Raw genomic sequence first — 26,811 nt, forward strand, 5'->3', positions numbered from 1 at the left:
TGCTATGCATACAAAATGATGGAAAGTGACGCCATTGCGAGTAAACCGATAATGGCAGCCGCATATAACATGTGGATCGTTTCTTCAATCTTGCCAACTGTCGCTTCTTCTGGATCTTGAACCAGCGTTCCAATATATGGTTTCGTGACCAATTCGCCAAAATAATAGTGTGGGCCGCCTAATTTTAGTTTCAGTGCGCCGGCAACCACTGACTCTGAAAAGCCACTGTTGGGGCTACGATGATTTTTACGGTCGTGAATCCCGACTGAATAGGCAAGCTTGCTGTCGTACCCTAATAGGGCGCAGGCGGCCAATAGAAACAGCCAAGTAAGCCGAGCTGGGATAAACCCAACCACATCATCAATTCTTGCGGAGACCATGCCAATATCGCCATACTTTTCATTTTTGTACCCAATCATTGAATCCAATGTATTGACGGCTTTATAAGCAATTCCAAGCGCTGGGCCACCCAGTAACAGATAGAACAACGGGGCAATCACGCCATCACTCGTATTTTCAGCGATGGTTTCAATAGTCGCCTTGCAGACTTGATCGGCGGATAGGTTCTGAGTATCCCGCCCAACGATCATGCCCACCTGATGACGGGCTTGCTTGAGGTTATGATTCCTCAAACTCTTCATAATCTTATGACTCTCAACGGCCAGCCCTTTCATCGACAGGCAGGTATAGCATAAGTAGGCACCAATAATAAATTGAATGATCGTCACTGCACTTGCTGGGATAAAGGTCATCAATGAAACTGCCCAGAAAATCATTAAAACCGCCGAAAACGAGAAGCCGACGACAACCAGCCAAATGACCAGCCCAAAGAATTTTCTCAAGGTGTGAGGAAACCTTGGCTGATTGAGAAACTTCGTTAAAAAGGCAATCAGTTTACCCATTAATTTAACCGGATGCGGCCAAGTCGGCGGGTCGCCTAAAATCGAATCAAGGACAAAGCCGCAAAGTACCATACTAACTATTTGCATTTTCCATTGCCCCTAAACTTGTTAATAACTGATTAAAAATCGTTGGATCTTGATAGAAATGAATGTGAAGATAACTGGCAAAAGTGTTGCGAACTTGATACCCGCCTGTCCACTGAGAAACGACCTGGCCATCAATCACTTTCTTCATTTGAAGGACCGGTTTGAGTTGATCACCAGGCGCAAACGTTGAATGATGGAATTCATGACCGCGGACTTGGCTGCCCTTTTTGGCGAGGATCGTATCCTGAATCGGTTCTGCGAAGCAATAGCCGAACCGCCGCAGTCGAGGAGTCATTTCACTCACCCCGTCGAACACGCCGACCATTTCATATGAATGATCGTGATCGACCAATCGCTTACCGAGATACATTAAGCCGCCACACTCCGCATATATCGGGCCACCTGTTTCGGAAAATTGTTTAATGGCTGCTTTCATTTGTGTGTTGGCAGCTAATTCTGAAGCAAATTCCTCCGGATACCCACCGCCAAGGTACAGTGCGTCGACGTCGGGCAGTTGATGATCTTGTAACGGGCTGAAAAATTTCAATTCAACCCCAACCCGATTCAATAGGTTCAAATTGTCTTCATAGTAAAAACTAAACGCATCATCATAACCCACGCCAAGTCTTAAGTGAGCTGGATGAAAATCAGTTGGCGCCACAATTGGCTCATGATCTTCTTTCATCAACCCAACCAATCGTGGTAAATCAACGTGATCGGCAATCAATTCGCCCAGCTTGGCAATCTTCTTATCAACCTGCGGTAATTCATTATCCGGAACCAATCCCAGTTGCCGAGAAGGCAGCCTAATCTCATCACAGTGCGGCAAATATCCCAATACAGGAATGTTATCGTATTTTTCAACCGCCCCTTTGATGAGCTGAAAATGATGATCAGATTTCAAATTATTAATGATGACGCCGGCAATGTTGACTTTTTCATCAAATACCTGAAAGCCCTTCACGATGGCTGCAACCGAGGTGGAGGCAGCGTGGCCGTCAACGACTAAAACAACTGGCAGATCAAGCATTTTTGCAATGCTGGCAGTGGAATGGCTGTCCTTATCAATCCCCAAGCCGTCATATAATCCCATCACGCCTTCAACCAAACCAATATCAATCTTTTCCGTGTCCCGGTTAAACAGGTAGTTCAACGTTTGGGCATCCGGTACCAAGAAATTATCAAGGTTCCTGGAATCCCGGCCAACGATTCTGGAATGAAACTTCGTATCGACGTAGTCCGGGCCAACCTTGTATGGCTGAATCTGATATTGTTTACTCAATGTAGCCAGCAATCCAAGCACAACACTGGTTTTACCAGATCCACTCGTCACGCCGGCGATCAATATCTTCTTCACATTGCCTCACTTCCTTTAATTGAGCGCATTCACAACAACTGATTTGAGCGCCATGAGTAATTGGGCGTTTTCGTGGTGGGACCGAACTGCTACTCGATAATAATCATCGCCGAGGCCGTAATAATCTGCACACGATCGGATCATGATGCGCTGATGCCACAATTTTTCTCGAAGATCAGGCACTGCACTCTTAATCAGATAGTAGTTAGCAAATGAGTCGAAAACCTGGATATTTGGAAGGGCTTTAAGGCCAGCCAGTAAAAACGGTTTTTCGGACGTCAGCCATTCGTAGGTTTGTTCAATGTACTGACCATCCTGATACATATGCTGACCAAATTGATCTGCTAAGGTATTGACCGACCATGGTTCTGCTTGTTGATTCCAAGCATCCTGGAGTGCTTTGTTTTTGGTGACCGCAAACCCTAATCTCAACCCCGGAATTGCAAAGAACTTAGTTGCCGACCGTAAGATGATGACCGGGGATTGCTCGGTTAAATGACTCACGAAGCTCCATTTATCATGATCTACAAAATCCATGAATGCCTCGTCAATAATCAACCATTTGTGATTCTGGGAACAATAATCAACAATTTTTTGCATTTCCAGCGGCTTAATAATCGTCCCTGTTGGATTGTTGGGATTACAAAGACAGATTAAATCAATATCCGGCTGCCCTTTTAAGTAATTGATCAGATCGTTAGAGTCCAGCTCAAATTGATCAGCAGGCTTCAGATAATAATGGGCGACAGCCATCCCCGACCTGGAAAATGATCGTTCATACTCACCAAATGTCGGTGCTAAGACCAGTGCTTTCTTGGCTTGAACAGCGTTGGCAGTATCAAAAATCATTTGAACGGCACCATTGCCTACCATGACATCCTGACTTGAAACGTTGAAGTGAGTGGCAATGGCCCCCTTCAAATCTGGATACTCAGGATTGGGATAATAAATGACTTGGTCAAGTGACTGTTGGAGAACTCCTAACAAATACTTGGACAACCCCAGCGGATTAATGTTGGCACTAAAATCAATCATTTCGTCGGCTGATAGTCCTAATTGGCCGGCGATTTTTTCTCTGTTACCACCGTGAATAACTTTCATAGTTCGACTCCAATTTTTTCTTTGTATTGAGACAGAAACTTCCCAAAATAATAAATTTGTGAAATCCTTTTCATGTGTTTCCAGTTCAAAACATACACTACCAAGCCCCTATCGCACAAGGCGTTTCAGCTAACCATCCTGCTTTGTGGAATAATTCCCATGATTCATCTAAAATGTGTTAAATATGGCAGCCAAACCTCTGTGACTCGAAACCAAGATGCGCAAAATAATGATAATCAAATTCCCGGTGAAGCCATCTTTAAAGAATCTAAAGAAACCGATTACATTTTACAAGTCAATTAATTATCAATTTTCTGACTAGGGGATACTAAAAATCGTCTTTTTTATCCTATTCCGCAAAAAACATGACTTTTTTATTCAATCAATCTTTCTGCCAACCAGTTAGTCACATTTTTAAGGTATGATAGCGGTAACTTATAAAAGGACTGATTAATGATGAAAATTTACACCAGAGCTGGCGACAAGGGTAGGACACAGATTATTGGCCACCAGGTTGTTCAAAAGGATGATGCCCGGGTGGAAGCTTATGGGACCACGGACGAACTCAATTCATGGGTTGGCTATATCATTTCGACTTTAACCCCCCAGACATCATCATTGGCAAATGAATTGGAAGAAATCCAACAACTTTTATTCGATGTTGGCAACGATCTGGCCAATCCCGCTTCAGAATCACACCGAGAATATAAATTTGATCCGGAAACGGCCGCAGAGGCAACTAAATGGCTTGAAGAAAAAATTGACGCTTACACCAATACCGTTCCAAAAGTTAAAAAGTTCATCCTTCCGGGAGGCTCAAAAGTTGCAGCAGCTCTCCAAGTCGCCAGAACCGTCACCCGAAGATCAGAGCGGCGAATTGTCACACTCAAAAATCAAACGGCTATTAATAATGAAGTAATGGGATTCATCAATCGGCTGTCAGATTATTTCTTTGCTGCTGCCCGCTATGCTAATTATTTAGAAAAGCATGACGAAGTAACTTATCGAAACAGTAAGGAAATATTTCGTTAAATAAATCGGGTAACCCAGTGCAGGTTAGAATATCAATTTCCATAACCAAGAATGTCGATCGTGATTTTGACGTTGAAAGAATCGGCGCTTTGATCAACGACTATTTTCGCGGTTTCCAATCTATCCTTCAAAAAGGCCATCTAGTTTCAGAAAAAGAATCATTTTCTGGACTAGGTGGCCTCTTTTTTTGTACTATGAAGTTGTGATAACTGTTATTTTGAGTTGATTTTGATCAATTTTTAGTTTTCATTTTCAAATTTTCAATTAATTATTTGGGCGTCAATTCCCTCATTAACTGGGCTGTAATCCCTTTTTGAGCTCACATGAGCATGTTTGGCGACTGGTAATATTGAGCCATTAGCGGTAATATCTAATTAATATTTAATTAGATGAACTTTTTGCTCATAAATTATCCGTTTATGTATAAATTCAGTTATTTCTAATTTTATTTTCATGTTCGACCCTTTTTACTGTATAATCATTCTAAATACATATCTATATATTAGGAGGCAATTCTTTATGGACAGAAAAATTCCAAATATTATGGGAACCCAACATCCGGATAATGCGGGCGTTCCATTCTTCAAGGATCATCAAAACCCATTTGTTTCAGCGTTTCGTGAAATTGACGAAGCTTATCAAAACTTCTCGGTGCTAGATGCTGATGAGTACATGTGGGATTGGGAAGGAAAGCACGCCGATGCATCGGTGATTGACCGTTTGTACTCAGAACATTATGAGTACTTCAAGAAACACCCACTTGGCAAGGATAAATTCCTCACTTTCCGTTTTCCAAATATTTGGGAAGAAAAAGGCTACAGCTTGATGCAGGCCATGACCACAATTCTTTCGGCCGAAGACTTTGCGTTGGACTTAGGCTTTAAAGAACGGCCCTTATTTGAAGCAATCTTACCAATGACTCAATCTGCCGATCAATTGATTGATATGGAAGACAAGTTTGCCAGTCTCTCCCACTACAAGACCAAGGAATTCAACACTGGCCATAAAGATTCCGATACCTTACAAATGATTCCGTTGTTTGAAGGATTCGAATCACAATTACATGCCCCAGAAATTTTGAAGAAATATCTGGAAATGTATCATCAACACTTTGGCCGTGATCTCAAATATATGCGGGTCTTCTTGGCCGGTTCTGATTCTGCTCTTTCAAACGGTTTCTTGAACAGTATCATCGGTAACAAGTTGGCCTTGACTCGATTAGCTGAATTTGAAGAAGAAACCAAATTACCAATTTATCCAATCGCCGGAATGGGAAGCACCATCTTCCGTGGCGGATTGTCACCAATGATGATCGACCGTTACTTGGAAGAATTCCCTGGCTTAAAGACGGCTACCATTCAATCCGCATTCCGTTACGATTATCCACTGGATGTTGTTGAACCAGCCATCATGAAATTACGTGATGGCTTGCAACAAAGCAAGTTCCAGATTATCGACAAAGATGATCAGAAGATTCTTTTGGATATTGCCAAGAAAGCTGCCGGAGAATATCACGAAACTTTGGATCCATTGATCAATGACTTACAGCCAATCTTTGACTCCTTCCCAAAGCGGCGTGATCGTCACCAACACGTTGGGATCATCGGTTACTCAAGAGATGTCGATGGTTACAAGATGCCTCGGGCAATCACCTTTACCGGTGCGCTTTACTCCGTCGGTGTTCCACCAGAATTTCTTGGAACTGGTCGCATCTTGAATAAGTTGGATGACAACGAATTAGATACCCTGATGAAATATTATCCAAACATCAAGCATGACTATGCCCATGTTGCTAAATACTTCAGCAAGGATGCTTTGGAAGCCTTACAAGCTAAGAATCCGGCATGGCACGCGGTTGACGAAGATATTGAGGCGGTTGAGAAACTCTTCGATATCAAAGCTGGTCCTCAAGATGAAGATCAACAAAAGCACGCCGATTTGGCTGCGGATCTGGTTAAGATTTCGGATAAAGAAACGAAGACAACCCTTATCAGTCGGCAAGCTGTTTTGCGTAAGTTCTTAGGTTAATCATTTCAGAATTTTCAAATTTTTAAACATAAACGACCTGTTAGAATTTCTAATGGGCCGTTTTTCTATCAAATGCACTATGAAAGGCGGCCTTCAAATCATGGCAAAAACGAGCATCACTTACTATGTCCCCTTAGGCTATTCATCCCCAAGACTTCACGTTTTTGAAGAACTGATGGGGCAACATTTGGACGAAATCGACAAATCCATCAGGGCCATCCATCAAAAACAGCTTGCTCAAATTTTTGCCGGCTTTTCGGTGCAAATCCCCAATGATCCGGATGCGTAATCTTTTTCGCTTGCTGATAGTCGCATTTCAGACGTCCTCAACAACAAAGTTATATAATGAACATAGATCAAAAAGAAATGGAGATTTAAGTGATGCAAAATCGGAATTTGTTATTATTGGCAACTGCTGCCATCACACTTGCTGGCTTTACCACCATCAGTACCCCAACCACGGCCAATGCAGCGACCATGACTGGTACTCTCACCTATCATAAGGTTAAATTGATCGCTAAAATCGGCAGTCATTATCAACAATTCAAGCTCACCAACCACGTTGTCAACAGCAATTATCAGCACATCCAAACAACCTCGTGGAAAAAGAGCGGCCTTAAAAAAGGCACCAAAGTTGTCGTCGATATGTACGCTAATCAAGGGCTGCAATCCAATTGGTACCGAATTTCAAAATATGCTGCCAAGAAGAAATCTCAGACCAAACCAAAAGTCCAAAAATACTGGGTTTATGGCCAAGCATTAGTGTTGCCGAAGAGCTTCACTTTCTAGCTAACCAATAAACGCCAATCGGGAAGCCTTTAAAATGAAAAAACTCAAAGCTCGGCTAGATGCCTTTAGTGATGCCGTCATCGCCATTATTTTAACAATTATGGTATTGGATCTAACGCCAGTATTACGGGACAATCTCAATGATTACCTTTTGTTGAGCAAAGAAATTGGCGTCTACATTATTAGTTTCGCGTTTGTTGCCAACATGTGGTATCAGCATGCCACGCTATTTAATGAAATTGACGACATGAGCTATCGAATTATGTTGGTTGATTTTTTGTTTCTGATCCCATTATCACTGACACCCCCGGCAACCAATATGATGGCTGAGAACACCACCAATATCACGGTGATGGCTTATGGCCTGCTTGTTGGAATTACCGGGGCTTGTTTCAGATTACTTGCAAGATCAATCATTCACTTTCAATATACCGACACGTCAAAAATGCGCCAGGTCTACCGGAAAATTTTTGGCCAACATAATCTGATTTACGTCTTATTAAATGGCATTTTGATTATTCTGGCCTATTTCTTTCCCCAAATTGTTTTGTGGTTCTACTTACCCTACCCATTAATTTATATGCTGTTAAGTAGTCGTGATCGCCAGCAAATGTACGATGTCGCCCAACTGACGACCGATCAACGGCAACAATACTTGCGCTTGCCCCGAGACCGGATGAAACAATTCAGTCGTTTGGTGGACGCCAGCAAGCCCCAAACCAGTGTTGATCCTGCTGGAAATCAACCGAGTACCAATAAGCCACCACTGCCACAAACTGTTAAGCCAATCAGTTGGCACGATTGGTTGGATCAGCCAATTGGCTCTGGAAGTGGCGTTCAAGCAACTAACGCTCATTCACCCAATGCGGAGGCCATTAAAGAATTTCGCCGGGCCCAGTGGGATGAATTTCAGCGACAAACTAAAACTCAGCGGGCTGCTCGAGATCAAGCTGCGGAAGAATTGGAACGGCAACAAGCTGCTCAAAAGGCCGCTGCCAAACAAGCTGAACGAGAACGGGAACGCGAGCAGGACGCCAAAAAAGAAGCCGCTGAGCTGGCAGCTAAGCAACGCGAACAGGATCAAGAAGCTGAGGAAGATGCCGCTAAACTAGCCGCCAAGAATATTGAACGCCAGGCTCATGCTAAAAAAGAAGCTGCTAAGCAAGAAATTAAGATTCAAGAACGGCAACAAAAAGCCAAACGAAAGGCAGACCGGAAGGATGCTAAGGCGCTGGTCCGCCAAAAGAAGTTGGCCCAGAAAGCTAAACAATATGATTCTGATGATCACGAGCATCAATAATTATAAAAAAATAGCGGATTGAAACGCTGACCAGAACCCTCAACGCTTCAATCCTTTTTATTTGAGTTCAACGATCAGCTAAAAATAAGCGGTCACAAACAAGTATCCCGCTAATCCAAACGCCGCCAATGCAATCAGTGCCCGGAGTAGGTGAATATTCGCGTGGCGCACAATAATCGGGCCGGTGTAGCCGCCAATCAACAGGCCAAACCCCATTGGAATCACATACAACCAGTATATGTGGGACTTAAAAATGAAGATAATGGTTGCAACCAAGTTCCCAATAAAGGCGATGGCATTCTTCGTCGCATTAATGACCGTGAATTTTTCATCCATGATAATCGATAGGATTGCCAGAAAGATGACACCACCCGCGGCCCCAAAGTAACCGGTGTAGGCACCAACCACAACGATCCCGGTTAAGCTGATGAGTGCAACCCAAAAGTGTTTCTCAGGTGATGCGTGCGCTTCTCTCATCTTCCGAGTTGAGGTATCTTTCTTGCGGCCCGACATCAGGAGCAAAATTCCTGCAAATAAAATAAAAAATGGCACAACCTTCTCAAACGATGATGCCGGTGCAATCAGCAGCAAGTAACTCCCGACGATGCTACCGATCAGTGACAAGCCAACGTAAATTCCCAGTCGCTTCCAATTTCCCCTGAGTTCCTTCATTGACGAAGCCATTGACCCAATGCCAGAAAAGACCAAGGCGGTGGTATTAGTCACGTTGGCGATGACTGGAGGCAACCCAACCAGCAGCAGGGCTGGATAAGATGCCAGCGAGGCCAATCCAGCGACTGATGCCAAGAGACCAGCGACGAATCCCGCGATTATTAAAAAAATAAACGTCCAAACCATGAGTAGGCACCTTCTCCATTAACCAATTTTGAACAATCTATTATTAATATACTACTTTTTCCCTTCGAAAGGATTTTTTCGCTTCAGCCTGCCTGTAAATGGGCCAGAAACTGCAGTATAATTTGAGACATAACAATTATTTATCTATAACTTAAAGCGATATCTGATTCAATTGTCGGATAATCGCTTTTATTGAGAGAGGAAATGAACTTGTTGAAAACTGCTTTAAATCTTTCAAGTTGTACTGCTTTTTTAGCTGGCAAAAATGCCACGGTTGATGGTTCCACGATGATCGCCAGAAATGAAGATGCCGGTGGCGGAATCAATGCTAAACGATTTGTCGTCGTTAATCCCGCCGATCAACCAAGTGAATACATCTCAACCTTTAACAAATTTCGATTGAAATTACCTGACAATCCCCTTCGCTATACTGAGACGCCTTGTGCCGACACAAGTGACGGCCTTTGGGGCGAATCTGGTATTAACACGGCCAACGTTGCCATGAGTTCGACCGAAACCGAATTTACCAATACCACAATGTTGGGACTTGATCCCCTGGTGCCAGATGGAATCGGTGAAGAAGCCATGTTGACAGTGGTTTTGCCATACATTCATCATGCCCGTGAAGGGGTTCAACGCTTGGGTGATTTGGTTACAAAATTTGGTACCTGTGAAAGCAACGGCATTGCCTTCTCCGACTCGGATGAAGTCTGGTACTTTGAAACAGTTGGCGGTCATCATTGGGCAGCTCAACGTATCCCCGATGACGCCTACGTGCTCGCTCCTAACCAAACGGGGATTCAAGAAATCGACTTCAACGACGCTGATCACTTTATGTATAGCGCTGATTTGAAAGCATTTGCCGAAAAATATCATCTGAACAAGGCACGTAAAGGCTTCAATTTCCGCGACATCTTCGGTGAAGATACTCAAGCCGACCATTATTACAACACCCCACGAGTTTGGTACGGCCAAAAATATTTGAACCCCGAAATTGATCAAGATCCCGAAAGTCGGACAATGCCATTTACCAGAGTGACCGATCATTTGATTTCAGTTGAAGACATTGCTTTCATCTTGAGCAGCCATTATCAAGGGACGGATTTTGACCCCTATGGCAAAACGGGAACTGAAGAAACCCGAAAGCGTTACCGTCCAATTGGGATGAACCGCAATCAAGAGATGCATATCTTACAAATTCGGCCAGACTTCCCGGCAGAGCACGCCGCCATTCACTGGTTGGCTGAAGGCGTTAACGAATTCAATGTGCCCGTTCCATTCTTTGCCAACTGCACCGATACACCGGCAAACTTCAAAAACACCCCACTGCGCACAACAACTGAGAGTTTCTATTGGTTAAATAAATTAGTCGCAATGTTGGCTGATCCATTCTTTGCCGAACATGATCTTGACGCAATGACGGCCGTATCTGAAAGCCGCAAATTTGGTTTTGCCAACGGCCGGGCCGCAGTTGCTGCCGCAGATGCAGAGTTTGAACAAATCGACAAAGCACAGGTATCGGATTGGCACAATCAAGTTAACGCAAAAATTGCCAATGCAATTACCGAAAATGTGAAAGATCTCCTTCACCAGCTTGTATTATTACGAGCTGAAAAAATGGTGCCTACATTTGAAAAGGGCGGCGAACTGTAACTTGATCACATTATTGGCAAAAACTGGCCAACAATTGATCGACCATCGCCTGACTATTTTCTATTGATCATCATGCTAAAAATGACGTTGGCTTGACCTATCGTCCCAACATCAAAAAATCCGCCATCATTTCTCATGCTGGAATGATGGCGGATTTTTTCGTCGAAGAGTTGACGTCATTTGGTCGCTTGGCTTCAACCTAATGATTGTAGTTAAATGATTCAACAATTATTTGATGCCTTAATTTTTTGATCACTAGCGTTAAAAGAATCCGCTTTCCCATCAAAGCATTCTTCACTATGCTAGAATAAGATCATAACTTAAACTATATGGAGGTTTTCCAATGGCAACCTATCATTTTCTCAATCCTTACACACTACGAAACGGTGTTACCGTCAAGAACCGAGTCGCAATGTCGCCGATGACCGAACAATCCAGCTTCGAAGACGGGTCAATTACAACTGACGAAATTGACTACTATCGTCTTCGGTCTGGCGGCGTTGGTCTGATGATCACCGGCTGTGCCAACGTCAACGAACTTGGCAAGGGCTTTGAAGGTGAGCTCAGTATTGCCAGCAGCAAAATGCTTCCAGGATTGCGGCGGCTAGCTAATGCCATGAAGCTTAACGGGACTAAAGCAATCTTACAAATTTTTAGTGCCGGTCGAATGAGCAACTCTAAAGTTCTTCGTGGCAAACAGCCGATTTCTGCTAGTGCCGTTGCCCCCTTGCGGCCTGGAGCTGAAACCCCACGTGCCCTTAGCAATGCTGAAATCGAACAAACGATCAAAGACTTTGGTCACGCCACTCAGCTCGCTATTGACGCTGGCTTTGATGGTGTTGAACTTCACGGGGCCAACACCTACCTACTGCAACAATTTTTCAGTCCCCATTCCAATCGGCGGACTGATAAGTGGGGTGGCAGCCTTGAAAACCGAATGAATTTTCCATTAGCCGTTGTTTCGATTTGCGCGGCGGTTATTAAACGTTCAAAGCCGTCGTTTATTTTAGGTTATCGAATCTCTCCTGAAGAAATTGAAACCCCCGGAATCCGTTTAGCCGACACACTGGCTCTAATTCGAAAGCTGAATCAAATGCCGATCGACTACCTTCACCTTTCCCTAGCGGATGCGTTTGCCACTTCAATTGTCGATCGGACGGACTCTCAACCAATATTTGAAAAGATTCAGCCACTTCTTGACGATAATCTGCCATTGATGGTTGTTGGCCACTTAGCCACCCCTGCTCAAGTCGAAAAACTCGTCGATACTGGGGTTGCGTTTGCTGCGATGGGTCGAGAATTAATTCGGGAACCAAAGTGGGTGCAAAAGGTTGAAGCAAATGATGAAAACGCCATTCGTTACACATTCTCGCTTCGTGATCTTGACGAATTAAAAGTGACCCCACCACTACTTAATTTCTTGATGACTGCCTTTAGAAAGGGATTCCCGTTGTCGACGGATGAAGAGCAGTTGAAATTGTGATGTTAGGACAGCTCCTCCAAGCAATAATCTGCATATAAGCACCTTCTGCAAAAATTCCAAACCAGGAATTTCTGCAGAAGGAGACTTATATTCCGATTATTCCCGCTTTGATCCGCTCACTTCTTTAGGACAGCTGCACAAAGCAGAAACTTCCACCTAAGCACCTTCCGCAAAAATCCCAAAACCAGGGATTTCTGCAGAAGGAGACTTAGGCTCCAGTTTCTAACCGCTTTGATCCGCTCACTTACTTAGGACAGCTGCGCAAAGCAAAAGTCTGCACATAAGCACCACCAACAAAAATCCCAAAAACGGGGATTTCTGTTGGCGGAGACTTATGCTCCGACTTTTAACCGCTTTGCTCCGCTCATTTCTTTAGGACAGCTCCTCCAAGCAATAATCTGCATATAAGCACCTTCGGCAAAAATCCCCAAAACCGGGATTTCCGCCGAAGGAGACTTATATTCCGATTATTCCCGCTTGGATCCGCTCACTTCTTTTCTTGACCACACAAACATATGTTCGTATAATGAACACATGGAGGTGAGGTCTTATGATTCGCAACGTTCCTCGTGACCAATGGCTTTATAACGATCGCGGTATGATGAAGTGGTTAGGTTACTTTCTAAGTGATCACACTCAAGACATGACTGATAAAAAAATCAGCGAAGTTCCCACTACTCGCCTACCTCAACAGGATCCAGAAGTCATCGATCATTTTTTACAACTCAGTTGGGAAAATTCCAGAGAAATCACCCTTCAGCTAAACGGTGAAGCCTATTTAAGTGTTTATAATATTGATGGTATTGTTATTGGTGCCAATGATCATTTAATTTACTTTCAGACTGACAAAACAGTTACAATAAACGTAAGCGATATTCGCCACGCAGAATTCAAAAAAGGAAGTCATGCATATTGAAAGAAACGTTTACCGCCCCATGTACTGATAATTCAATTACCGTTACCGTCGATTCAATTAATAACCAATATTTAGCATTGCGACGGGCTTCACTTGACGTTGCCCCCCTGGATTCCGTTCAGGTAACCTTGACGGATGAACCTGTTGATGGTCATAAGTACTACGAAGCTGCCGGCTTTAAGGTGGAAGCCAATGGTCAATTACAGGATTATAACCTAAAACCTGGTGACTATGCCGTCTATCGAGCAATTCCAGGCGGTGAACCCAGCATGGTGATTCAATTAATAACCCCTGATAATCAAAAATAGCCTTTATTTTGGAAGCGATAAAATGAATCAATCATTAACCCTCAGCCTGCTAATCGCCGTTCCCTTAGCAATTGGCAGCGTCTCAACAACTACAAACGCTAAAGCAGCAACTTGGCATCCCGGCACACCAACTGCTCTTCAGGGCCACTGGCGTAATAAAACGGTCAATATTGGTAAGTATTTTGGCATGAAGAAGTTATATAGTCATGAATCGGTTCACGTTAAGAACAACCGAATTGATGCATCCCTTACCCAGTCGGCCGGCTGGCATTTGACGAATACCAAATGGAGAAAAATCAATAACCACGCCTACACGATAAAGGGAAAGAACGCCTTAAATGAATTACATACCGGGCGATTTACCTTTAATAAAGTGAGTGGAAAACAGGTTAAAATTTATTACGATGGCTTTAATATCGCTAAGGGAACCCCGTTTTCACCGTATTTTTATCGAGTGGCTAAAAAAGCTTAACCACGATTTACCCTCACAGACCCAATTTATTTAAGTAGCTGAGAATTTAACCTCATCTCGGCTGCTTTTTTTGCTGAGAATGAGGAATTGACCATAGGGTTTGACTTAGCAATCCATAATCCTTACACTATTTAGAGTTGCTTCACCAAAAAATACATAGTTAGAAGTCCTGTTAATGTCAAAAGAAATTAAACGCGCACTGTTTATTATGGTGTTCGGCACTTTCTTTGGAATCCTTTGCTCAACACTGATGAACGTTGCCCTGCCAACCTTTATGCGGGTATTTAATATTTCTTCGTCCACCGTCCAGTGGGTTAGTAACGGCTACATGCTGGTCAATGCGATCATGATTCCAGTTAGTGCTTATCTCACCAAGAAATTCACCTTTCGTTCGTTATTCATTTCATTTAGTACAATTTTTCTCATTGGTACCATTTTTGGTGCATTGGCGCCTAACTTTTTCACGTTGATTATTGGGCGGATGATTCAAGCAGTCGGCTCCGGAATGATGATGCCACTGGTTAATATTTTGGCGATTCGCTATGCCAGCCGAGGTAAACAAGGCGCCGTCATGGGAATTGTCGGCTTGGCATTTAACTTTTCGCCAATCATTGGCCCCACCCTTTCTGGCGTGATCTTAGATTATTTTTCATGGCGCTATTTATTCATTTTAGTGCTCCCATTTATTGTTCTTGATCTAGGTTTAGCACTCATTTCATTACCCAAGATTCCAACTAAGCAAGAACCGCAATTTAATGTGACTGGCCTTATCACCATCAGCCTTGGTTTACTTGGATTATTATGGAGTTTTTCAAACGTCGGCGAATTCGCGATTACCTCAACAACGGTTTGGCTGCCATTTTTAGTTGGGGTGGTTTTAATCACGACGTTCATAATCACCCAGCGACAGTCAGATCATCCTTTTGTTAATCTCGCTGTTTTTAAAAACGCCCAGTTCACAACCGCCACCCTGGTTAATTCACTCATTGTGTCCACCATGTATGGCAATACGATTCTATTGCCATTATTAATCCAAACCATCATGGGCAAAAGTGCGATCATCTCCGGTCTGGCGTTACTTCCCGGCGCGTTATTAACTGGGTTCATGTCGCCTATCAGCGGCCGGTTATTTGACCGTTATCCGGTTCGAATTATCGTGACCACCGGCATTCTAATCGATTGCTTTGGAACAATGATGCAGGCCTTCATTGACGTTAACGCCTCAGTAGCAATGCTGACACTGGGCCAAACGATTCGTCAACTTGGCTTAGTCCTTATTCTCATTCCGATTCAAACCCAAGCGTTATCCTATTTACCGAACAACTTAATTTCTGATGGCGTGGCTGCCTTCAACACCCTCCGACAGATTGCAGCATCGTTTGGAACCGCGATTATTGTCGCAACCATTAATATTGGCAGCCACTTCTTTGTCAGCCAACCCAACCACCAGCAAATCGGCATTCAAGCCGGCTTTACAATGTGCTTGCTGTTTCTGATCATCGCCTTAGTTGTCTCCAGAAAGCTATATACCAAGCACTCACCCACCCCAACCACACGGCTAAAAACGCCAGCCAGCGTATCAAAGCTTTAAACGCTTCACGTTATCTAATCTAGCTATTGTCCAAGGGAGATTGAGAAAATGACCACTTTGCTTTTCGTATTACTGCCCGCAGTCCTTGCCGGCATCGTCCAAGGGGTGACCGGTTTTGGTTCCGCAATTGTTCTCATGGTATTTTTACCCACGATTTTGCCGATCCCTCAAAGTGCTGGGGTTGCCTCACTCATCATGTCGGTGTCAAATATCATGTTGGCGTGGCGATACCGGCATAGCTTGAACTTCAAGCGAATCATTTGGCCATTCCTGGTTTATGCCAGCGTGGCCTTTGTCGCCTTGAAATTAGTCAATTCAATTGATGTTCACCTGCTCAAATCAATGCTGGGTGGCTTACTAGTTGCCCTATCGCTTTATTTTCTCTTCATTAAATCCGGTGGCCGCAAACATTATCCCATTTATATTGCCATTATCTTTATGGTGGTTTCCGGCTTCTTTAATGGGTTATTTGGGATTGGTGGACCGCTCATGGCACTTTATTTTCTGTCACTTGCTGACACCAAGGAAGAATACTTGGCCTGTATTCAAACCTTCTTTTTGATTGATCAATTGTACGTCACCAGCGTCCGATTCTATGACGGCATTTTGGGCACCAATGACATCCCCTTTATCTTAATTGGGATTGTTGGTGGCGTAGTTGGCACCATAATTGCCAATCGCATCACGGCTCATATGAATATCCAGATGATCCAAAAATGTGTCTTCGTTCTAATTGGCATCAGTGGGCTATTCTATCTTGTTCAATAGTGCGATCACGAACTGTCAAACAGTGAAAGGATTTTAACAATCGTCATGAAAATCATCATTTCTCCGGCTAAAAAAATGATTGTCAACCAGGATGACTTTGATACCCAGGGATTACCCGTTTATCTTGAAAAGGCTCAAGAACTATTAACAGCCATGCAGCAATTGGATTATGAAGCGGCCAAAAAGCTATGGCATACCAGTGATAAATTAACTCGACCCAATTACGATCACCTTCAAAGTCTTGATCTGACAAACCACCTGACCCCTGCTATTTTGAGCTTTTCCGGGATTCAATATCAATACCTGGCGGCTGACCTGTTAACAACACCAGCATTGGATTATTTACAGCGTAACTTGCGAATACTATCAGGATTCTATGGCATTTTGAAACCATTTGACGGCATTGCCCCGTATCGTTTGGAAATGGGGGCAAGGTTGTCGATAAACGGTGCTCAAAACCTTTATGACTTTTGGGGCAATGACTTATACCAAGCACTTAACGCAGAAAAGGAGCCGATTATTAACCTGGCTTCAAAAGAATATTCAAAAGCAATTACTTCCTATCTCCAACCAACCGACCAGTTCATCGATATTGCCTTTGTTCATGAGGTTAATGGTCAACTCAAAACGCGGGCTACCTTGGCTAAAATGGCTCGGGGTGAGATGGTTCGCTTCATGGCTGAAAATCAACTGGAGAATCCAGCTGACTTAAAAAACTTCGATTCTCCAAATTACCAGTTCAGTCTAGCCCACTCGACGGCGACAAAATTCGTTTTTATCAGAACCAAGCCTTAAGAATAAACGGATTACTGTTGGCTTTTCGGAGTACAATCGAATAATGACGCAAAAAAAGAGAATGAGACGAGGTTGGGACACATGCCGATTTCCAATCAGTGATCACCACCATTTGGATCACCACTGATCCTCAGATAAAAGCTGTGCCAAACGGCTGATCCCGGCCATTTAAGCAAAAAAGGAATGCATTCCAAAACCAAAATGCATTCCTTTTTCACTTAAATTCCGGGATCAAATCGCCGATTGTCCCAATCTTTCTAATTCACCAACTAGCCTTTAGCATTCTCTGGATGGCCTTGGAGGTAAATCGTGTGGGTATTCAAGAACTCGTCAATACCGTGCTTACCATCGTCGCCACCGATACCTGATTGTTTCCAGCCAGCATGAGAACCATTCATAGCTTCAAAGTTGAATCGGTTGATGTAAGTTTCGCCGGCTTCAAGCTCATTAGCTGCTCTTGCTGCTGTATCAAGGTTTTGGGTGAAGATTGAAGAAGTCAGACCATACTTAGTATCATTGGCCATTTCAATGGCATCATCCAATGTCTTGAAAGTCAACACTGGTAAGACTGGACCGAAGACTTCATTTTGAACAATCTCTGAATCCTGTTTAACGTTAGTAATAACCGTTGGCTCGAAGTAAAAGCCATCTTTGATCTTCAAGATGTGGCCGCCGGCAGTAATCTTGCCACCAGCTTCAACTGCTCGATCAACCAATCCGGATACTTTATCCAAGGCTGCTTGATTGATAAGTGGACCCATGCCAATGTCTTCATGTTCCATTGGATCACCAACAGTGACTTCGGACATCTTCTTGGATAGTTTCTCGATTACTTCATCAGCAACATCTTCTTGAACGTAGAGTCGCTCACAGTTGTTGCAGATTTGGCCGTTGTTATCAATTCGGGAGTCAATGATTGATTGAACCGCAAAATCAATATCTGCATCTGAACAGATGATACCAGGTGCTTTACCACCCAATTCAAGGGATACTTTAGCCAGATGAGTTGCGGCTGCGTTCATAACTCGCATTCCTGAACTAGTAGCACCAGTTAAGCTGATAATGCCGACCTTGTCATTCTTCGTCAGCTCGTCACCAACAATCGAGCCTCGACCAGAAATAATGTTAACGACACCCTTTGGAATGCCAACTTTTTCGACAGTCTTAGCAAATTCAAGTGCTAAGTTAGGGGTATCTGAACTTGGCTTCAACACAATTGTGTTACCAGTTACCAGCGCTGGCCCCATCTTACGAGCAATTAAGAAGAACGGGAAGTTCCATGGTAAAATTCCAACCGCAACCCCAATTGGTTGTTTGGCAATTAAAATATTTTCATTTGGATTTTCTGATTGGAGGATTTCACCCTCATACGTTTTTGAAGCACTGCCCATGTAGTCAAAGTAATCAGCTGAAAATAGAATTTCAGTCATTGCTAATGACTTGATTTTTCCTTGCTCTTCTTGGAGCATTTCAGCAAAGTGATCCTTATTCTTTCGAATTTCGTCAGCGACAGCGTGTAATACTCGCCTCGTTTGGCAGCCGGAACTTTCTTCCAAGTCTTCTCGGCTTCATAAGCGGCATTAACGGCCTCGCGAGCTTCCTCACGAGTAGCTTCGGGAACTGTCGAAATTTCTTCACCAGTTGATGGGTTGAGAACTTTAATTTCGTTGCCTGATTCAGAATCTTTAAACTCGCCATTGATATACATTTGATAATGTTTCATAGAAACAGTATTTTGTGCCATAATATTTTGCTTCCTTTCAAAGACCTACCAGTTGCAATACATCGAACATCACAACATTTGAAAACAACTATCAAATCTAACAAGCAACTTGCTAAAGGCAACAAATAGCTTCGATGTCTCCCCCCTTACATATGCCTGATTTACGCCTGATCGTATCATCAATCCAGCAAAGACGATTCATCTCACCACAGCCTGGATAAGTGGTTAACTTCCAGGCCAATACTCAGAAAATCAAGCCATTATCAGAAACCAGAACGGATCATTAATGGAAATGATGTTGATCAAGTCATTATCAGTAGCTATTTGTAACCGTTTACAAATATCATTATATGCCCATCTTTTTTTAAATCAACTAAATGCAACTCGTTGTTTCACATGCCTAATTTACTGGCAATTAAGCGATCTTCCAGCTTTAATCGAATTAATTTCACAAGCCGATCAAGGCTGGATGACTTGTAACCCCCGTTTAGTTGGCTGGGCACTTAGCTTTAAATCATTGATTCCGGTCATTGAAACAAAAAAACTAAGCTTAGATCGAATTAGTTGCTGACTGTCATCAATTGGTTAACGAGATCTAAGCTTAGATTATTTTGCTGGCTTTCAAATATCTTAATGAGCCATTAGGCATTCATGTTATTTGCCAGGCACATAACTATCATCAATAATAAGGACTGGTTTAATCGTCTTGCCGCTGACAGAATCAGCGTTGGCTTGATTAATGTCTTCAAATTTGTAGAACTTTTCGGTCTTGTCGAAGTCAAACATCCCTAATTGGTAGAACTTGATCAAACGAGGAACATCGACTTGAGGAATTGAATCGCCCATGTTAACGCCGACAACTTTGCGATCACTGGTGCAAAGATCGTTCCAAGTATCAAGATCAATATGTTGATCAGTAACGGCAATCGTTGCAGTCGTTCCACCTTGAGCCAAAGCCTGGATGGAATCCTCCATAACTTTCTTCACACCCGTTGTATCGACAGCGTAGTCAACACCGTGACCATCAGTCAAATCTTGGATTGCTTTAACCGCATCCTGATCCTTGCTGTTGATCGTATCAGTGGCGCCTAGTTCTTTAGCCAACTCAAGTCGTGATGGCACAATATCAACGGCAATCACTTTGGTGCAACCAGAAATTCGGCCAGCCATCATAGCAGCCAATCCAACGGCCCCAGTTCCAAAGACAGCAATCGTTGAACCTGGTTCCGGCTTCAACGTGTTAAAGACGGTTCCACTCCCAGTTACGTAGCCACAGCCAAGCGGTCCAAGTTGACGAAGATCCAAGTCCTTAGGAACCTTCACAGCATTTCGTTCGCGGACAACGGTTGTCGTGGTAAACGATGATTGATCAAACATATCGGCAACGTCATGCCCATTTTCAGTAAAGTGAGCACTCCCATCAGGACGAACCCCTGACAAGTTATTTGCGGCATAGTTCAAACACTGAGTTGGAATTCCCTTTAAACAGTTAATGCAGTCGCCACACCCGTAGAAGGACAGGACAACGTGGTCACCTGGCTTAAAGTTCTTAACCTCAGGGCCAACCTTTTCAACAATTCCAGAACCTTCATGGCCTAAAATAATTGGGTAGCCAATTTCTGCAGTTCCTTTTCGCAATGCTTCGTCAGAGTGACAGATTCCACTGGCAACCATATGGACTTGTAAATCGTCAGCTTGCATGTCTGCTAATTCAACATCGTCCTTGATTTCAAAATCTCCGCCTTTTTTATTAACAACAGCTGCTTTGATTCGCATAATCACATCTCCAATAAATTTATTTGTTAATCGATGAGCAATCACAAGCAAATAAAAACCAATTATCAAAAACTAAAATAAGTGAACCTGAAAATTATTTTACATTTTTCATAATCGGCCCATCTGTTACAACCGCTTACAACCCTAATAAGCTAAAGTTTACTAAAATCAACCAAGATGTGACGATTAACGGAAAACAACCAAATGAAGACAATTTAATGCTATCCTGCTTATTTTTACTTACTAAAGGTTTGTGAAAAATTCCAACAATTCTAGTTCCAATTTTCCCAAGTCGGGTTATTCAGTGTCCGAACGCGTAACATTTCTTCGGTTCCACTAAGCTCGGCAACCATTTTTTGCACCATTTGATCAGATAATGATGTTAAGTCCGTATTCACAATTGTGTAAGCATACCCTTCTCTGGTATTTCCCATCATTTCTTTTACTGGCACTTCATATTTGTTCAAAATGTCATTAACATCTGACCACAAACTTTCACGGGCATGCGAAAAGAATGTTAGCCGCTGTGGGCTGGTAAAGGGCAAATCAACTTGCGGAAAGTTAACGGAACGGCGAACGGTGCCATACTCCAAAAAGTCGAGCAAGTTTTGCAAAATGGTGTTGGCAGAATGAGTCAATGCTTCAATCGTATTGCCGCCCAGATGGGGTAATAACGTGATGTTTGGGTGGTCTTGCAATTCAGCCTTTGGAAAATCACTAATATAGCCGGCAATTTCGTTATGGTCAAGGGCAGAAATCACCGCAGCGTTGTCCACAATATCACCCCGGCCAAAGTTGAGCAGGTAGGCATTATCCCGCATGGTTTCAAAGCTCTTGGTTGAAAGCATCCCTTTGGTTTCATCTGTTAGCGGCAGTAAGACCACTACAAAATCAGCTAAGCTTAAAACTTCATCAATCGTTTCAAATTGCTGAACGTGACGCAGATTTTTGCGGCTGCGATTAAACCCAATCACTTGCATTCCCATATGATAACAAGAATCTGCGAGTCGTTGGCCAATCGTTCCCAACCCCAAAATGCCAATTGTTTTACCATAGAGCTCCTCGCCGACAAAATCCCCCCGTTTGGCTTCAGCGGCTTCCTGCAAAGTTTCTCCTTCAGCGGCCTTCAAATTTTCCATCATCTCAACGGCGCCCTCAAGCGGCCGCACACAACGGAACAAATTTTGAATAATTAATTCTTTAACCGCATTGGCATTCACCCCAGGGGTATTGAAAACAGCGGTCCCATTGGCCGTGCAGGCGTTTAAGTTAATCGTATTAACGCCGGTCCCCGCGCGGGCAATCACCAATAATCGCTTAGAAATCAATTCATTATTGACGTGAGAACTTCTGACTAAAATTGCGTCTGGCGTGTCAGTATTGGATTCCTTAAAAATATCCCCGGCAAAGTCGGTTAAATCAAATCGGTCGATCGTTTTAACTTCGAACATTTTTTGAGCTCCTTTTAACTTTATTATTGTTAAACATATTATAATGGATAAATAGAAAAACATCTTGAGAAAGAGGTCCTGATTATGCATATTGATTTTGTCAAACTATCAAAAGACAAGCCGACAATCGGCAAAGACACCCAAACTAAGAACACAACTTTTGGTGAATGGGTGGAGATTGGCGCCAGCAATTTAATCGATAATAGTAGCATTGGCGACTATACCTATACAGGTCAATATTGTTTCATTCAGAATAGTGACTTGAAAAAGTTCATTAGTATGGCGGCAATGATCCGCATCGGACCTACCAACCACCCTTACGACCGAGCCGCCCAGCACATTTCATTTTATAATGGCGGCGCGTATGGCTTCGGTCATCCCGACACCGAATTTCTCGAACATCGAAAGACGATTCGAACCACCATTGGCAATGACGTCTGGATTGGGCATGGCGTGATTATCCAAGCTGGCGTGACGGTTGGCAATGGTGCCGTTATCGGTTCCGGGGCTGTCGTCACAAAAGACGTTGCTCCCTATACGATTGTCGGTGGCATCCCAGCCAAACCCATCAAGGATCGTTTCCCAGATGAAATCAAAGCTGATTTGCAAAAGATTGCTTGGTGGGATTGGTCAAGAGAAGATATCGAAAAGTATTACTTAGACTTCAGGCTGCCCATTAAGGAATTTATTGATAAGCACTTGCCAAGATAACGCGGACTGCTCGTAAGTTCTATAAACTGAACCAGACAACGTGAGAGATCCAGTTAGAAAACTGATAAACGTCAGCTTCTAACTGGATCTCTTTTTGTTGCATCGAGGGTCAAGAGGATGATCAACCATGTGTCTTTCAAACTCACCGGCTCTAAAAAAGGACATTTACTGGTTTTATCAGTTGGCGTCGCGCTTTGGTTTGTTCACTAACCAGCCACCCAAAAAGATGATCGCCGAGAGTACCACAGCAATTACAAACATTTTCTGATATGACTGTTGGGCAACTGCATAAAACTGTGTGAGTAGGCTGGAATGGCCCTCGGTACGAGTTTGTAACAAATTGCGGTAATAAGATTCAATCGAACCATTCATATTAATTGAGCTAAAACCCATCTGGACCACCGTCGCATAAATGGTTGGCGCAATTGTCAAGCCGATTTGACGACTCACGGACAATGTTCCCAGAGCAACCCCGTTATCTTTTTCGCCGGCAAACGTCGCCATTAACACTGAAAGTGGCGCTCCCATCAACATGCCAAAACCGATTCCGGCAATACTTGAACTCACCAGAAACCATAATGGGTTGGGACTGGCAACGGCGACCAGGCCAAATCCAATTGCTGACAAGCCACCGGAGATAATGGTTGTTTTGGCAGCTCCGAGGCGGGAGACGAGTGAACCGCCAATCCCAGCTCCAACAATCGATCCTAACCCAATGCCACTCATCCAAATGCCACTATTGTCCGCCGAAATGCCATAACGTTGTTCCACAAAGCTTGGGATGAAGATAAAGATAGCAATCAGCGCCCCAGAGAGAAGCCCCATTAACAGTGTTAATAGAAAGCCTTTGTTTTTTAGCAGCTGATAAGGCAAGAATGGGTCAACGGATGCTGACACCCGTTTCTCAAACTGGAAAAACATCACTAATAATCCGATTCCCAACAGACCAGCCAACCACACTTGCGGCTTAATTAAACTCGCCAATAGCTGGCCGGTTTGTAAATTGCTAATGACAAACATCACGGCAAAAATTCCCAGGCTGAGCGTAATTAGGCCCTTTAAGTCTATTTTTTTATCAACCGCGCCTTTGGTTTCCGGTAATGTGGTTAGGCCACCGATAATAACCAAGAGTGCAATCGGCAAATTTACCAGGAATAACCAATTCCACCGACCAGTTAAATTAAGAATTAGGCTCCCAAGATTGGGGCCAACCACCGACGCAATTCCGTTCACGGCACCTAGGATCCCCAACAAGCCTCCCTGGGCCGATTTTGGGTAAGCCGATAAAATATGGCTTGAGGCGATGATGAAGATGCCACCTCCGCCAATTGATTGAAATATCCGGGCTGCCAAAAATAAGATAAACGATGAACTCATGGCAACCATGAGAGAACCAAGGGCAAAAATCGCAATTTCTATTAAGAATAATTTCTTGCGCCCATATTTATCCGCTAATTTGCCGACAATTGGTGTCGAAATTGCCATCCCCAGTGTATAAAGGGTGATGCCCCAAGTTCCCTGAACTTCACTGACATGAAACGAGTAATTAATACTGGTCAAGGCGCTGGCAATAATCCCGTTATCTAATGCGGACATGAAGACACCGACAATTAAGGTGATCAATGCCAACGTGGCTGGTTGTTTTTTAGTCATTAAATTCTCCTCTCCTATCACTCACAAACGCGTTAGTTGCTCATACCGATAACCAAGCCAGCTAGATATGGAACTAACCAGAAAATCCAAACCATTAAGCTGAACTTATGAAAGTTGACTTTTGATTTGGACCGCCCCATAAACAGAACATAGCCTGCCCAGACAAAGTGAAAAGCCATTAACACAATGGCCGCAATCCCCGTCACCAAGTGAAGTTGTGGCGTCGTGGTTGCCGTCGCATTGGCAATCGAGGACATGATCGTGGTCCCGGTTGTGTCAAAGAGCAATCCTAATCCGAAATAGATTAAATGTTTTAATTTTAGAACCCCGGCCTTTCGTTCAGAAAAGACGCCGATTGTGTAAAACACAAGTGCCAAGCTAATGATAATGATTGCCGAAATTAATTTAATGTCCATAATATTTTGTGCCTCCGTCGTTTATAGTTGTTAAATCGTTAAGTGACATCGTGTCACTTTTATTGATGAACTTATCTTAGCACACAAATGACACGGTGTCACTAATTTTGTCATTTTTATTGTTAATTTAACTGGAAAACGCCGGCAATCTTTCAGTAAAAACATTTTTCTTGTTAGAATTCTATTTTCATGGGTTATTTTTTGCTATAATTAATTGGTATATTAACAAAGGGTCATATTGGAGGAACAAGCATGTCTGATGAAAAGACAAAATCCTGTGTTATGTGTGGAAAAACAATTCCTGCATACTCAAACTTTTGTCCATACTGTGGCGCCAAACAGCCATGGCTTGAAGAAAATGAAGAATCTAATAAACGGGTTGGCCGCCTGCTTAAATGGTATGAAAAGCCATTTGGTAAGTTCGTTAGTTTGACCGCTGCCGTTTTAGTTGTCCTTGCTGTCGGGAGTTCATGCAGTCTCCATGACGGTCCCAGCCACACTAAAATCGAACGGGAATTAAATCAGTACCTATTTGATGCCCGGCCCAACACGGTTTACGGCAAAGATCCCAGTATTAAGGTGGATAAAAACAAAGGGATTACCGTCAAAATCTCCAAAACTAGTTCTGCAGTTAAGCAGCTTAAAAAGGGCAACCCTGCTAAATGGAATATAATGGTCAGGAAATTGAAAGACCGGTCGCGGGCTTTCGCTGGCATTTACGCTAATCAAAAATATTCTGACATCAAGGTAAAAACCAAGAAGGTCAAGGGTGACGCTAAACAGACCCTTCTCAAGGTAAATCTCGGCAAAGTCACTTATAACGTTGCTGATAAGTACAGCAAATAGTCACCTGAACGACAATTAACGCCTCAACCAATTAAGTTGGCGAGGCGTTTTTTCGACCCTTCAGCGAATTAAGTGATAATCTGAAATTATAATTAAGATAGAAAATCAACTGATATGAGGTGAGATAAATGGCAGAAAGTCAAAGTGGCGTCCAAATTTATCATCAGCTTTTTGGAACTGAAGTCCATGATCCGCGGATTATGTTTGAAATGTTAACAGTCAACGTCTTCCAACCGGGATTGAATTGGCGGGTCGCCGCAAGTAAGATTCCAGTTTTTGAAAAGGTATTTAAGCATTTTGACGTCAACCAAATTGCGAATTTTACCGAAATGGATTTGGAGGCCCTCGAAGAAGACCCTGAAATGATTCGAAATCCCAGAAAAATTAGAGCAGTTGTCCAAAATGCCCGGGCAACGCTCAATCTCTCTCCAGAGTTTAAAGATTTAGCCGATTATTTATGGTCCTTTAAGCCAACGAAAAATATCGTTGAAGGATCGTTGGGCCACGACTCCCACGGCTTAGGCGCCACCGTTGCTAAAGACATGAAGAAACGAGGGTTTACTTTCGTTGGACCAACCACGATGGAGCTACGACTAGTCGGAACAGGAATTTTGAAACATCAGGACGGATAGAAACTGATTGTTGTCGCTTGATGGCAAAAATCATGATTTCTGATTGACATCAATGGAGGCTACAAGTCTCATTGATATTTTGAATATGAGTTAGACTCGACCCTGGATCAAAAACCATTTTAGCCAACAGAAGCCAATCAACCAGACATTTTAATTTGGAATG

At 43.2% G+C, this 26,811-nt stretch carries 25 protein-coding genes and 1 pseudogene; 17 read left to right on the forward strand and 9 right to left on the reverse strand.

Features of this window, described 5'->3' with window-relative positions:
• Nucleotides 1-2: 2 nt before the first annotated feature.
• Genes cbiB through cobD form a run of 3 tightly spaced genes read right to left on the reverse strand, consistent with a single transcriptional unit; the run spans nucleotide 3 to nucleotide 3,447 of the window.
• The gene (gene cbiB, locus FD12_RS10480; protein WP_056983048.1) at nucleotides 3-989 is read right to left on the reverse strand and encodes an adenosylcobinamide-phosphate synthase CbiB; all 987 of its coding nucleotides are present in this window, start codon (nucleotides 987-989) and stop codon (nucleotides 3-5) included.
• Nucleotides 976-2,346 carry a cobyrinic acid a,c-diamide synthase CobB gene (locus tag FD12_RS10485; protein ID WP_056983050.1) on the reverse strand — a complete coding sequence of 457 codons (1,371 nt, stop codon included), beginning with the start codon at nucleotides 2,344-2,346 and terminating at the stop codon, nucleotides 976-978. The genes cbiB and FD12_RS10485 overlap by 14 nt, the downstream gene beginning before the upstream one ends.
• 15 nt (nucleotides 2,347-2,361) lie before the next feature.
• Complete coding sequence (gene cobD / locus FD12_RS10490) at nucleotides 2,362-3,447, reverse strand: threonine-phosphate decarboxylase CobD (RefSeq protein ID WP_056983052.1); 1,086 nt, start codon at nucleotides 3,445-3,447, stop codon at nucleotides 2,362-2,364.
• Between the two features lie 159 nt (nucleotides 3,448-3,606).
• On the opposite strand from cobD, the gene FD12_RS13920 reads away from it, so the two are divergent.
• The 6 genes from FD12_RS13920 (at nucleotide 3,607) to FD12_RS10515 (ending at nucleotide 8,596) form a co-directional block, all read left to right on the forward strand.
• Nucleotides 3,607-3,750, forward strand: a complete 144-nt coding sequence (locus FD12_RS13920; protein ID WP_156404078.1) for a hypothetical protein — start codon at nucleotides 3,607-3,609, stop codon at nucleotides 3,748-3,750.
• A 153-nt stretch (nucleotides 3,751-3,903) separates the two neighbouring features.
• Nucleotides 3,904-4,479, forward strand: coding sequence for a cob(I)yrinic acid a,c-diamide adenosyltransferase (locus tag FD12_RS10495; protein ID WP_186825929.1), 576 nt, complete (start codon nucleotides 3,904-3,906; stop codon nucleotides 4,477-4,479).
• A 519-nt stretch (nucleotides 4,480-4,998) separates the two neighbouring features.
• Nucleotides 4,999-6,507, forward strand: a complete 1,509-nt coding sequence (ppcA, locus tag FD12_RS10500) for a phosphoenolpyruvate carboxylase (RefSeq protein WP_056983054.1) — start codon at nucleotides 4,999-5,001, stop codon at nucleotides 6,505-6,507.
• A 100-nt stretch (nucleotides 6,508-6,607) separates the two neighbouring features.
• Nucleotides 6,608-6,796 (forward strand): hypothetical protein, encoded by a 189-nt coding sequence (locus FD12_RS10505; protein ID WP_054746488.1) that lies wholly within the window; start codon nucleotides 6,608-6,610, stop codon nucleotides 6,794-6,796.
• A 92-nt stretch (nucleotides 6,797-6,888) separates the two neighbouring features.
• Nucleotides 6,889-7,296: a hypothetical protein gene (locus FD12_RS10510; protein ID WP_054746487.1), complete on the forward strand. Its 408-nt coding sequence runs from the start codon at nucleotides 6,889-6,891 to the stop codon at nucleotides 7,294-7,296.
• A gap of 34 nt (nucleotides 7,297-7,330) precedes the next feature.
• Nucleotides 7,331-8,596, forward strand: coding sequence for a TMEM175 family protein (locus tag FD12_RS10515; protein ID WP_056983056.1), 1,266 nt, complete (start codon nucleotides 7,331-7,333; stop codon nucleotides 8,594-8,596).
• A 78-nt stretch (nucleotides 8,597-8,674) separates the two neighbouring features.
• Here FD12_RS10515 and FD12_RS10520 read toward each other — a convergent pair whose 3' ends face one another.
• A complete protein-coding gene (locus FD12_RS10520) occupies nucleotides 8,675-9,454 on the reverse strand; it encodes a sulfite exporter TauE/SafE family protein (RefSeq protein ID WP_054746486.1) in 780 nt (259 codons plus the stop codon).
• Between the two features lie 204 nt (nucleotides 9,455-9,658).
• On the opposite strand from FD12_RS10520, the gene FD12_RS10525 reads away from it, so the two are divergent.
• The 8 genes from FD12_RS10525 to yaaA all read left to right on the forward strand — a co-directional run bounded on the left by FD12_RS10525 (nucleotide 9,659) and on the right by yaaA (nucleotide 17,440).
• Nucleotides 9,659-11,107, forward strand: coding sequence for a C69 family dipeptidase (locus FD12_RS10525; protein WP_056983059.1), 1,449 nt, complete (start codon nucleotides 9,659-9,661; stop codon nucleotides 11,105-11,107).
• A 343-nt stretch (nucleotides 11,108-11,450) separates the two neighbouring features.
• The gene (locus tag FD12_RS10530) at nucleotides 11,451-12,590 is read left to right on the forward strand and encodes an NADH-dependent flavin oxidoreductase (RefSeq protein ID WP_054746485.1); all 1,140 of its coding nucleotides are present in this window, start codon (nucleotides 11,451-11,453) and stop codon (nucleotides 12,588-12,590) included.
• A gap of 550 nt (nucleotides 12,591-13,140) precedes the next feature.
• Complete coding sequence (locus FD12_RS10535) at nucleotides 13,141-13,506, forward strand: hypothetical protein (protein WP_056983062.1); 366 nt, start codon at nucleotides 13,141-13,143, stop codon at nucleotides 13,504-13,506.
• Nucleotides 13,503-13,814, forward strand: coding sequence for a hypothetical protein (locus FD12_RS10540; protein WP_056983064.1), 312 nt, complete (start codon nucleotides 13,503-13,505; stop codon nucleotides 13,812-13,814). Before FD12_RS10535 ends, FD12_RS10540 begins: the two co-directional genes overlap by 4 nt.
• A 22-nt stretch (nucleotides 13,815-13,836) precedes the next feature.
• The gene (locus tag FD12_RS10545; RefSeq protein WP_056983066.1) at nucleotides 13,837-14,286 is read left to right on the forward strand and encodes a hypothetical protein; all 450 of its coding nucleotides are present in this window, start codon (nucleotides 13,837-13,839) and stop codon (nucleotides 14,284-14,286) included.
• Nucleotides 14,287-14,461: 175 nt separating this feature from the next.
• Nucleotides 14,462-15,877, forward strand: a complete 1,416-nt coding sequence (locus tag FD12_RS10550; protein WP_054747720.1) for a DHA2 family efflux MFS transporter permease subunit — start codon at nucleotides 14,462-14,464, stop codon at nucleotides 15,875-15,877.
• Nucleotides 15,878-15,925: 48 nt separating this feature from the next.
• Entirely contained in the window at nucleotides 15,926-16,645 is a 720-nt protein-coding gene (locus FD12_RS10555) for a sulfite exporter TauE/SafE family protein (RefSeq protein WP_054747718.1), read from the forward strand.
• Nucleotides 16,646-16,690: 45 nt separating this feature from the next.
• Nucleotides 16,691-17,440 carry a peroxide stress protein YaaA gene (gene yaaA / locus FD12_RS10560; RefSeq protein ID WP_056983068.1) on the forward strand — a complete coding sequence of 250 codons (750 nt, stop codon included), beginning with the start codon at nucleotides 16,691-16,693 and terminating at the stop codon, nucleotides 17,438-17,440.
• A gap of 269 nt (nucleotides 17,441-17,709) precedes the next feature.
• Here the strand turns inward: yaaA and aldA are convergent.
• The 3 genes and pseudogenes from aldA to FD12_RS10575 all read right to left on the reverse strand — a co-directional run bounded on the left by aldA (nucleotide 17,710) and on the right by FD12_RS10575 (nucleotide 22,390).
• Nucleotides 17,710-19,184 (reverse strand): annotated as a pseudogene (gene aldA, locus FD12_RS10565) (aldehyde dehydrogenase).
• A 633-nt stretch (nucleotides 19,185-19,817) separates the two neighbouring features.
• Complete coding sequence (locus FD12_RS10570; RefSeq protein WP_056983070.1) at nucleotides 19,818-20,939, reverse strand: NAD(P)-dependent alcohol dehydrogenase; 1,122 nt, start codon at nucleotides 20,937-20,939, stop codon at nucleotides 19,818-19,820.
• Between the two features lie 272 nt (nucleotides 20,940-21,211).
• A complete protein-coding gene (locus tag FD12_RS10575) occupies nucleotides 21,212-22,390 on the reverse strand; it encodes an NAD(P)-dependent oxidoreductase (RefSeq protein ID WP_056983072.1) in 1,179 nt (392 codons plus the stop codon).
• An 84-nt stretch (nucleotides 22,391-22,474) separates the two neighbouring features.
• Here FD12_RS10575 and FD12_RS10580 point away from each other — a divergent pair, with 84 nt between their 5' ends.
• Nucleotides 22,475-23,101, forward strand: a complete 627-nt coding sequence (locus FD12_RS10580; RefSeq protein ID WP_054747717.1) for a DapH/DapD/GlmU-related protein — start codon at nucleotides 22,475-22,477, stop codon at nucleotides 23,099-23,101.
• 177 nt (nucleotides 23,102-23,278) lie between these two features.
• Here the strand turns inward: FD12_RS10580 and FD12_RS10585 are convergent, their stop codons facing one another.
• Both FD12_RS10585 and FD12_RS10590 read right to left on the reverse strand, forming a co-directional pair.
• On the reverse strand, nucleotides 23,279-24,754 hold the full coding sequence (locus FD12_RS10585; RefSeq protein ID WP_056983074.1) for an MFS transporter: 1,476 nt from the start codon (nucleotides 24,752-24,754) through the stop codon (nucleotides 23,279-23,281).
• Between the two features lie 32 nt (nucleotides 24,755-24,786).
• Complete coding sequence (locus FD12_RS10590) at nucleotides 24,787-25,170, reverse strand: HsmA family protein (protein ID WP_054747715.1); 384 nt, start codon at nucleotides 25,168-25,170, stop codon at nucleotides 24,787-24,789.
• 252 nt (nucleotides 25,171-25,422) lie between these two features.
• Here FD12_RS10590 and FD12_RS10595 point away from each other — a divergent pair, with 252 nt between their 5' ends.
• Together FD12_RS10595 and FD12_RS10600 are read left to right on the forward strand one after the other, a co-directional pair.
• Nucleotides 25,423-26,016 (forward strand): zinc ribbon domain-containing protein, encoded by a 594-nt coding sequence (locus FD12_RS10595; protein ID WP_054747713.1) that lies wholly within the window; start codon nucleotides 25,423-25,425, stop codon nucleotides 26,014-26,016.
• Between the two features lie 128 nt (nucleotides 26,017-26,144).
• Nucleotides 26,145-26,648 carry a DNA-3-methyladenine glycosylase I gene (locus tag FD12_RS10600; RefSeq protein ID WP_056983077.1) on the forward strand — a complete coding sequence of 168 codons (504 nt, stop codon included), beginning with the start codon at nucleotides 26,145-26,147 and terminating at the stop codon, nucleotides 26,646-26,648.
• Nucleotides 26,649-26,811: the final 163 nt, after the last annotated feature.

This window comes from Lentilactobacillus rapi DSM 19907 = JCM 15042 (assembly GCF_001436255.1).
GTDB classification, from domain to species: Bacteria; Bacillota; Bacilli; order Lactobacillales; family Lactobacillaceae; genus Lentilactobacillus; species Lentilactobacillus rapi.

What these genes read in the sequence shown, in the direction of transcription:
- ppcA (WP_056983054.1), top strand. Translation starts at nt 4,999, where the DNA reads ATGGACAGAAAAATTCCAAATATTATGGGAACCCAACATCCGGATAAT.
- FD12_RS10505 (WP_054746488.1), top strand. Translation starts at nt 6,608, where the DNA reads ATGGCAAAAACGAGCATCACTTACTATGTCCCCTTAGGCTATTCATCC.
- FD12_RS13920 (WP_156404078.1), top strand. Translation starts at nt 3,607, where the DNA reads ATGATTCATCTAAAATGTGTTAAATATGGCAGCCAAACCTCTGTGACT.
- FD12_RS10520 (WP_054746486.1), bottom strand. Translation starts at nt 9,454, where the DNA reads ATGGTTTGGACGTTTATTTTTTTAATAATCGCGGGATTCGTCGCTGGT.
- yaaA (WP_056983068.1), top strand. Translation starts at nt 16,691, where the DNA reads ATGAAAATCATCATTTCTCCGGCTAAAAAAATGATTGTCAACCAGGAT.
- FD12_RS10575 (WP_056983072.1), bottom strand. Translation starts at nt 22,390, where the DNA reads ATGTTCGAAGTTAAAACGATCGACCGATTTGATTTAACCGACTTTGCC.
- FD12_RS10550 (WP_054747720.1), top strand. Translation starts at nt 14,462, where the DNA reads ATGTCAAAAGAAATTAAACGCGCACTGTTTATTATGGTGTTCGGCACT.
- FD12_RS10530 (WP_054746485.1), top strand. Translation starts at nt 11,451, where the DNA reads ATGGCAACCTATCATTTTCTCAATCCTTACACACTACGAAACGGTGTT.
- FD12_RS10535 (WP_056983062.1), top strand. Translation starts at nt 13,141, where the DNA reads ATGATTCGCAACGTTCCTCGTGACCAATGGCTTTATAACGATCGCGGT.
- FD12_RS10580 (WP_054747717.1), top strand. Translation starts at nt 22,475, where the DNA reads ATGCATATTGATTTTGTCAAACTATCAAAAGACAAGCCGACAATCGGC.
- FD12_RS10510 (WP_054746487.1), top strand. Translation starts at nt 6,889, where the DNA reads ATGCAAAATCGGAATTTGTTATTATTGGCAACTGCTGCCATCACACTT.
- FD12_RS10590 (WP_054747715.1), bottom strand. Translation starts at nt 25,170, where the DNA reads ATGGACATTAAATTAATTTCGGCAATCATTATCATTAGCTTGGCACTT.
- FD12_RS10585 (WP_056983074.1), bottom strand. Translation starts at nt 24,754, where the DNA reads ATGACTAAAAAACAACCAGCCACGTTGGCATTGATCACCTTAATTGTC.
- FD12_RS10595 (WP_054747713.1), top strand. Translation starts at nt 25,423, where the DNA reads ATGTCTGATGAAAAGACAAAATCCTGTGTTATGTGTGGAAAAACAATT.
- FD12_RS10545 (WP_056983066.1), top strand. Translation starts at nt 13,837, where the DNA reads ATGAATCAATCATTAACCCTCAGCCTGCTAATCGCCGTTCCCTTAGCA.
- FD12_RS10515 (WP_056983056.1), top strand. Translation starts at nt 7,331, where the DNA reads ATGAAAAAACTCAAAGCTCGGCTAGATGCCTTTAGTGATGCCGTCATC.
- FD12_RS10600 (WP_056983077.1), top strand. Translation starts at nt 26,145, where the DNA reads ATGGCAGAAAGTCAAAGTGGCGTCCAAATTTATCATCAGCTTTTTGGA.
- FD12_RS10555 (WP_054747718.1), top strand. Translation starts at nt 15,926, where the DNA reads ATGACCACTTTGCTTTTCGTATTACTGCCCGCAGTCCTTGCCGGCATC.
- cbiB (WP_056983048.1), bottom strand. Translation starts at nt 989, where the DNA reads ATGCAAATAGTTAGTATGGTACTTTGCGGCTTTGTCCTTGATTCGATT.
- cobD (WP_056983052.1), bottom strand. Translation starts at nt 3,447, where the DNA reads ATGAAAGTTATTCACGGTGGTAACAGAGAAAAAATCGCCGGCCAATTA.
- FD12_RS10495 (WP_186825929.1), top strand. Translation starts at nt 3,904, where the DNA reads ATGAAAATTTACACCAGAGCTGGCGACAAGGGTAGGACACAGATTATT.
- FD12_RS10570 (WP_056983070.1), bottom strand. Translation starts at nt 20,939, where the DNA reads ATGCGAATCAAAGCAGCTGTTGTTAATAAAAAAGGCGGAGATTTTGAA.
- FD12_RS10525 (WP_056983059.1), top strand. Translation starts at nt 9,659, where the DNA reads ATGAACTTGTTGAAAACTGCTTTAAATCTTTCAAGTTGTACTGCTTTT.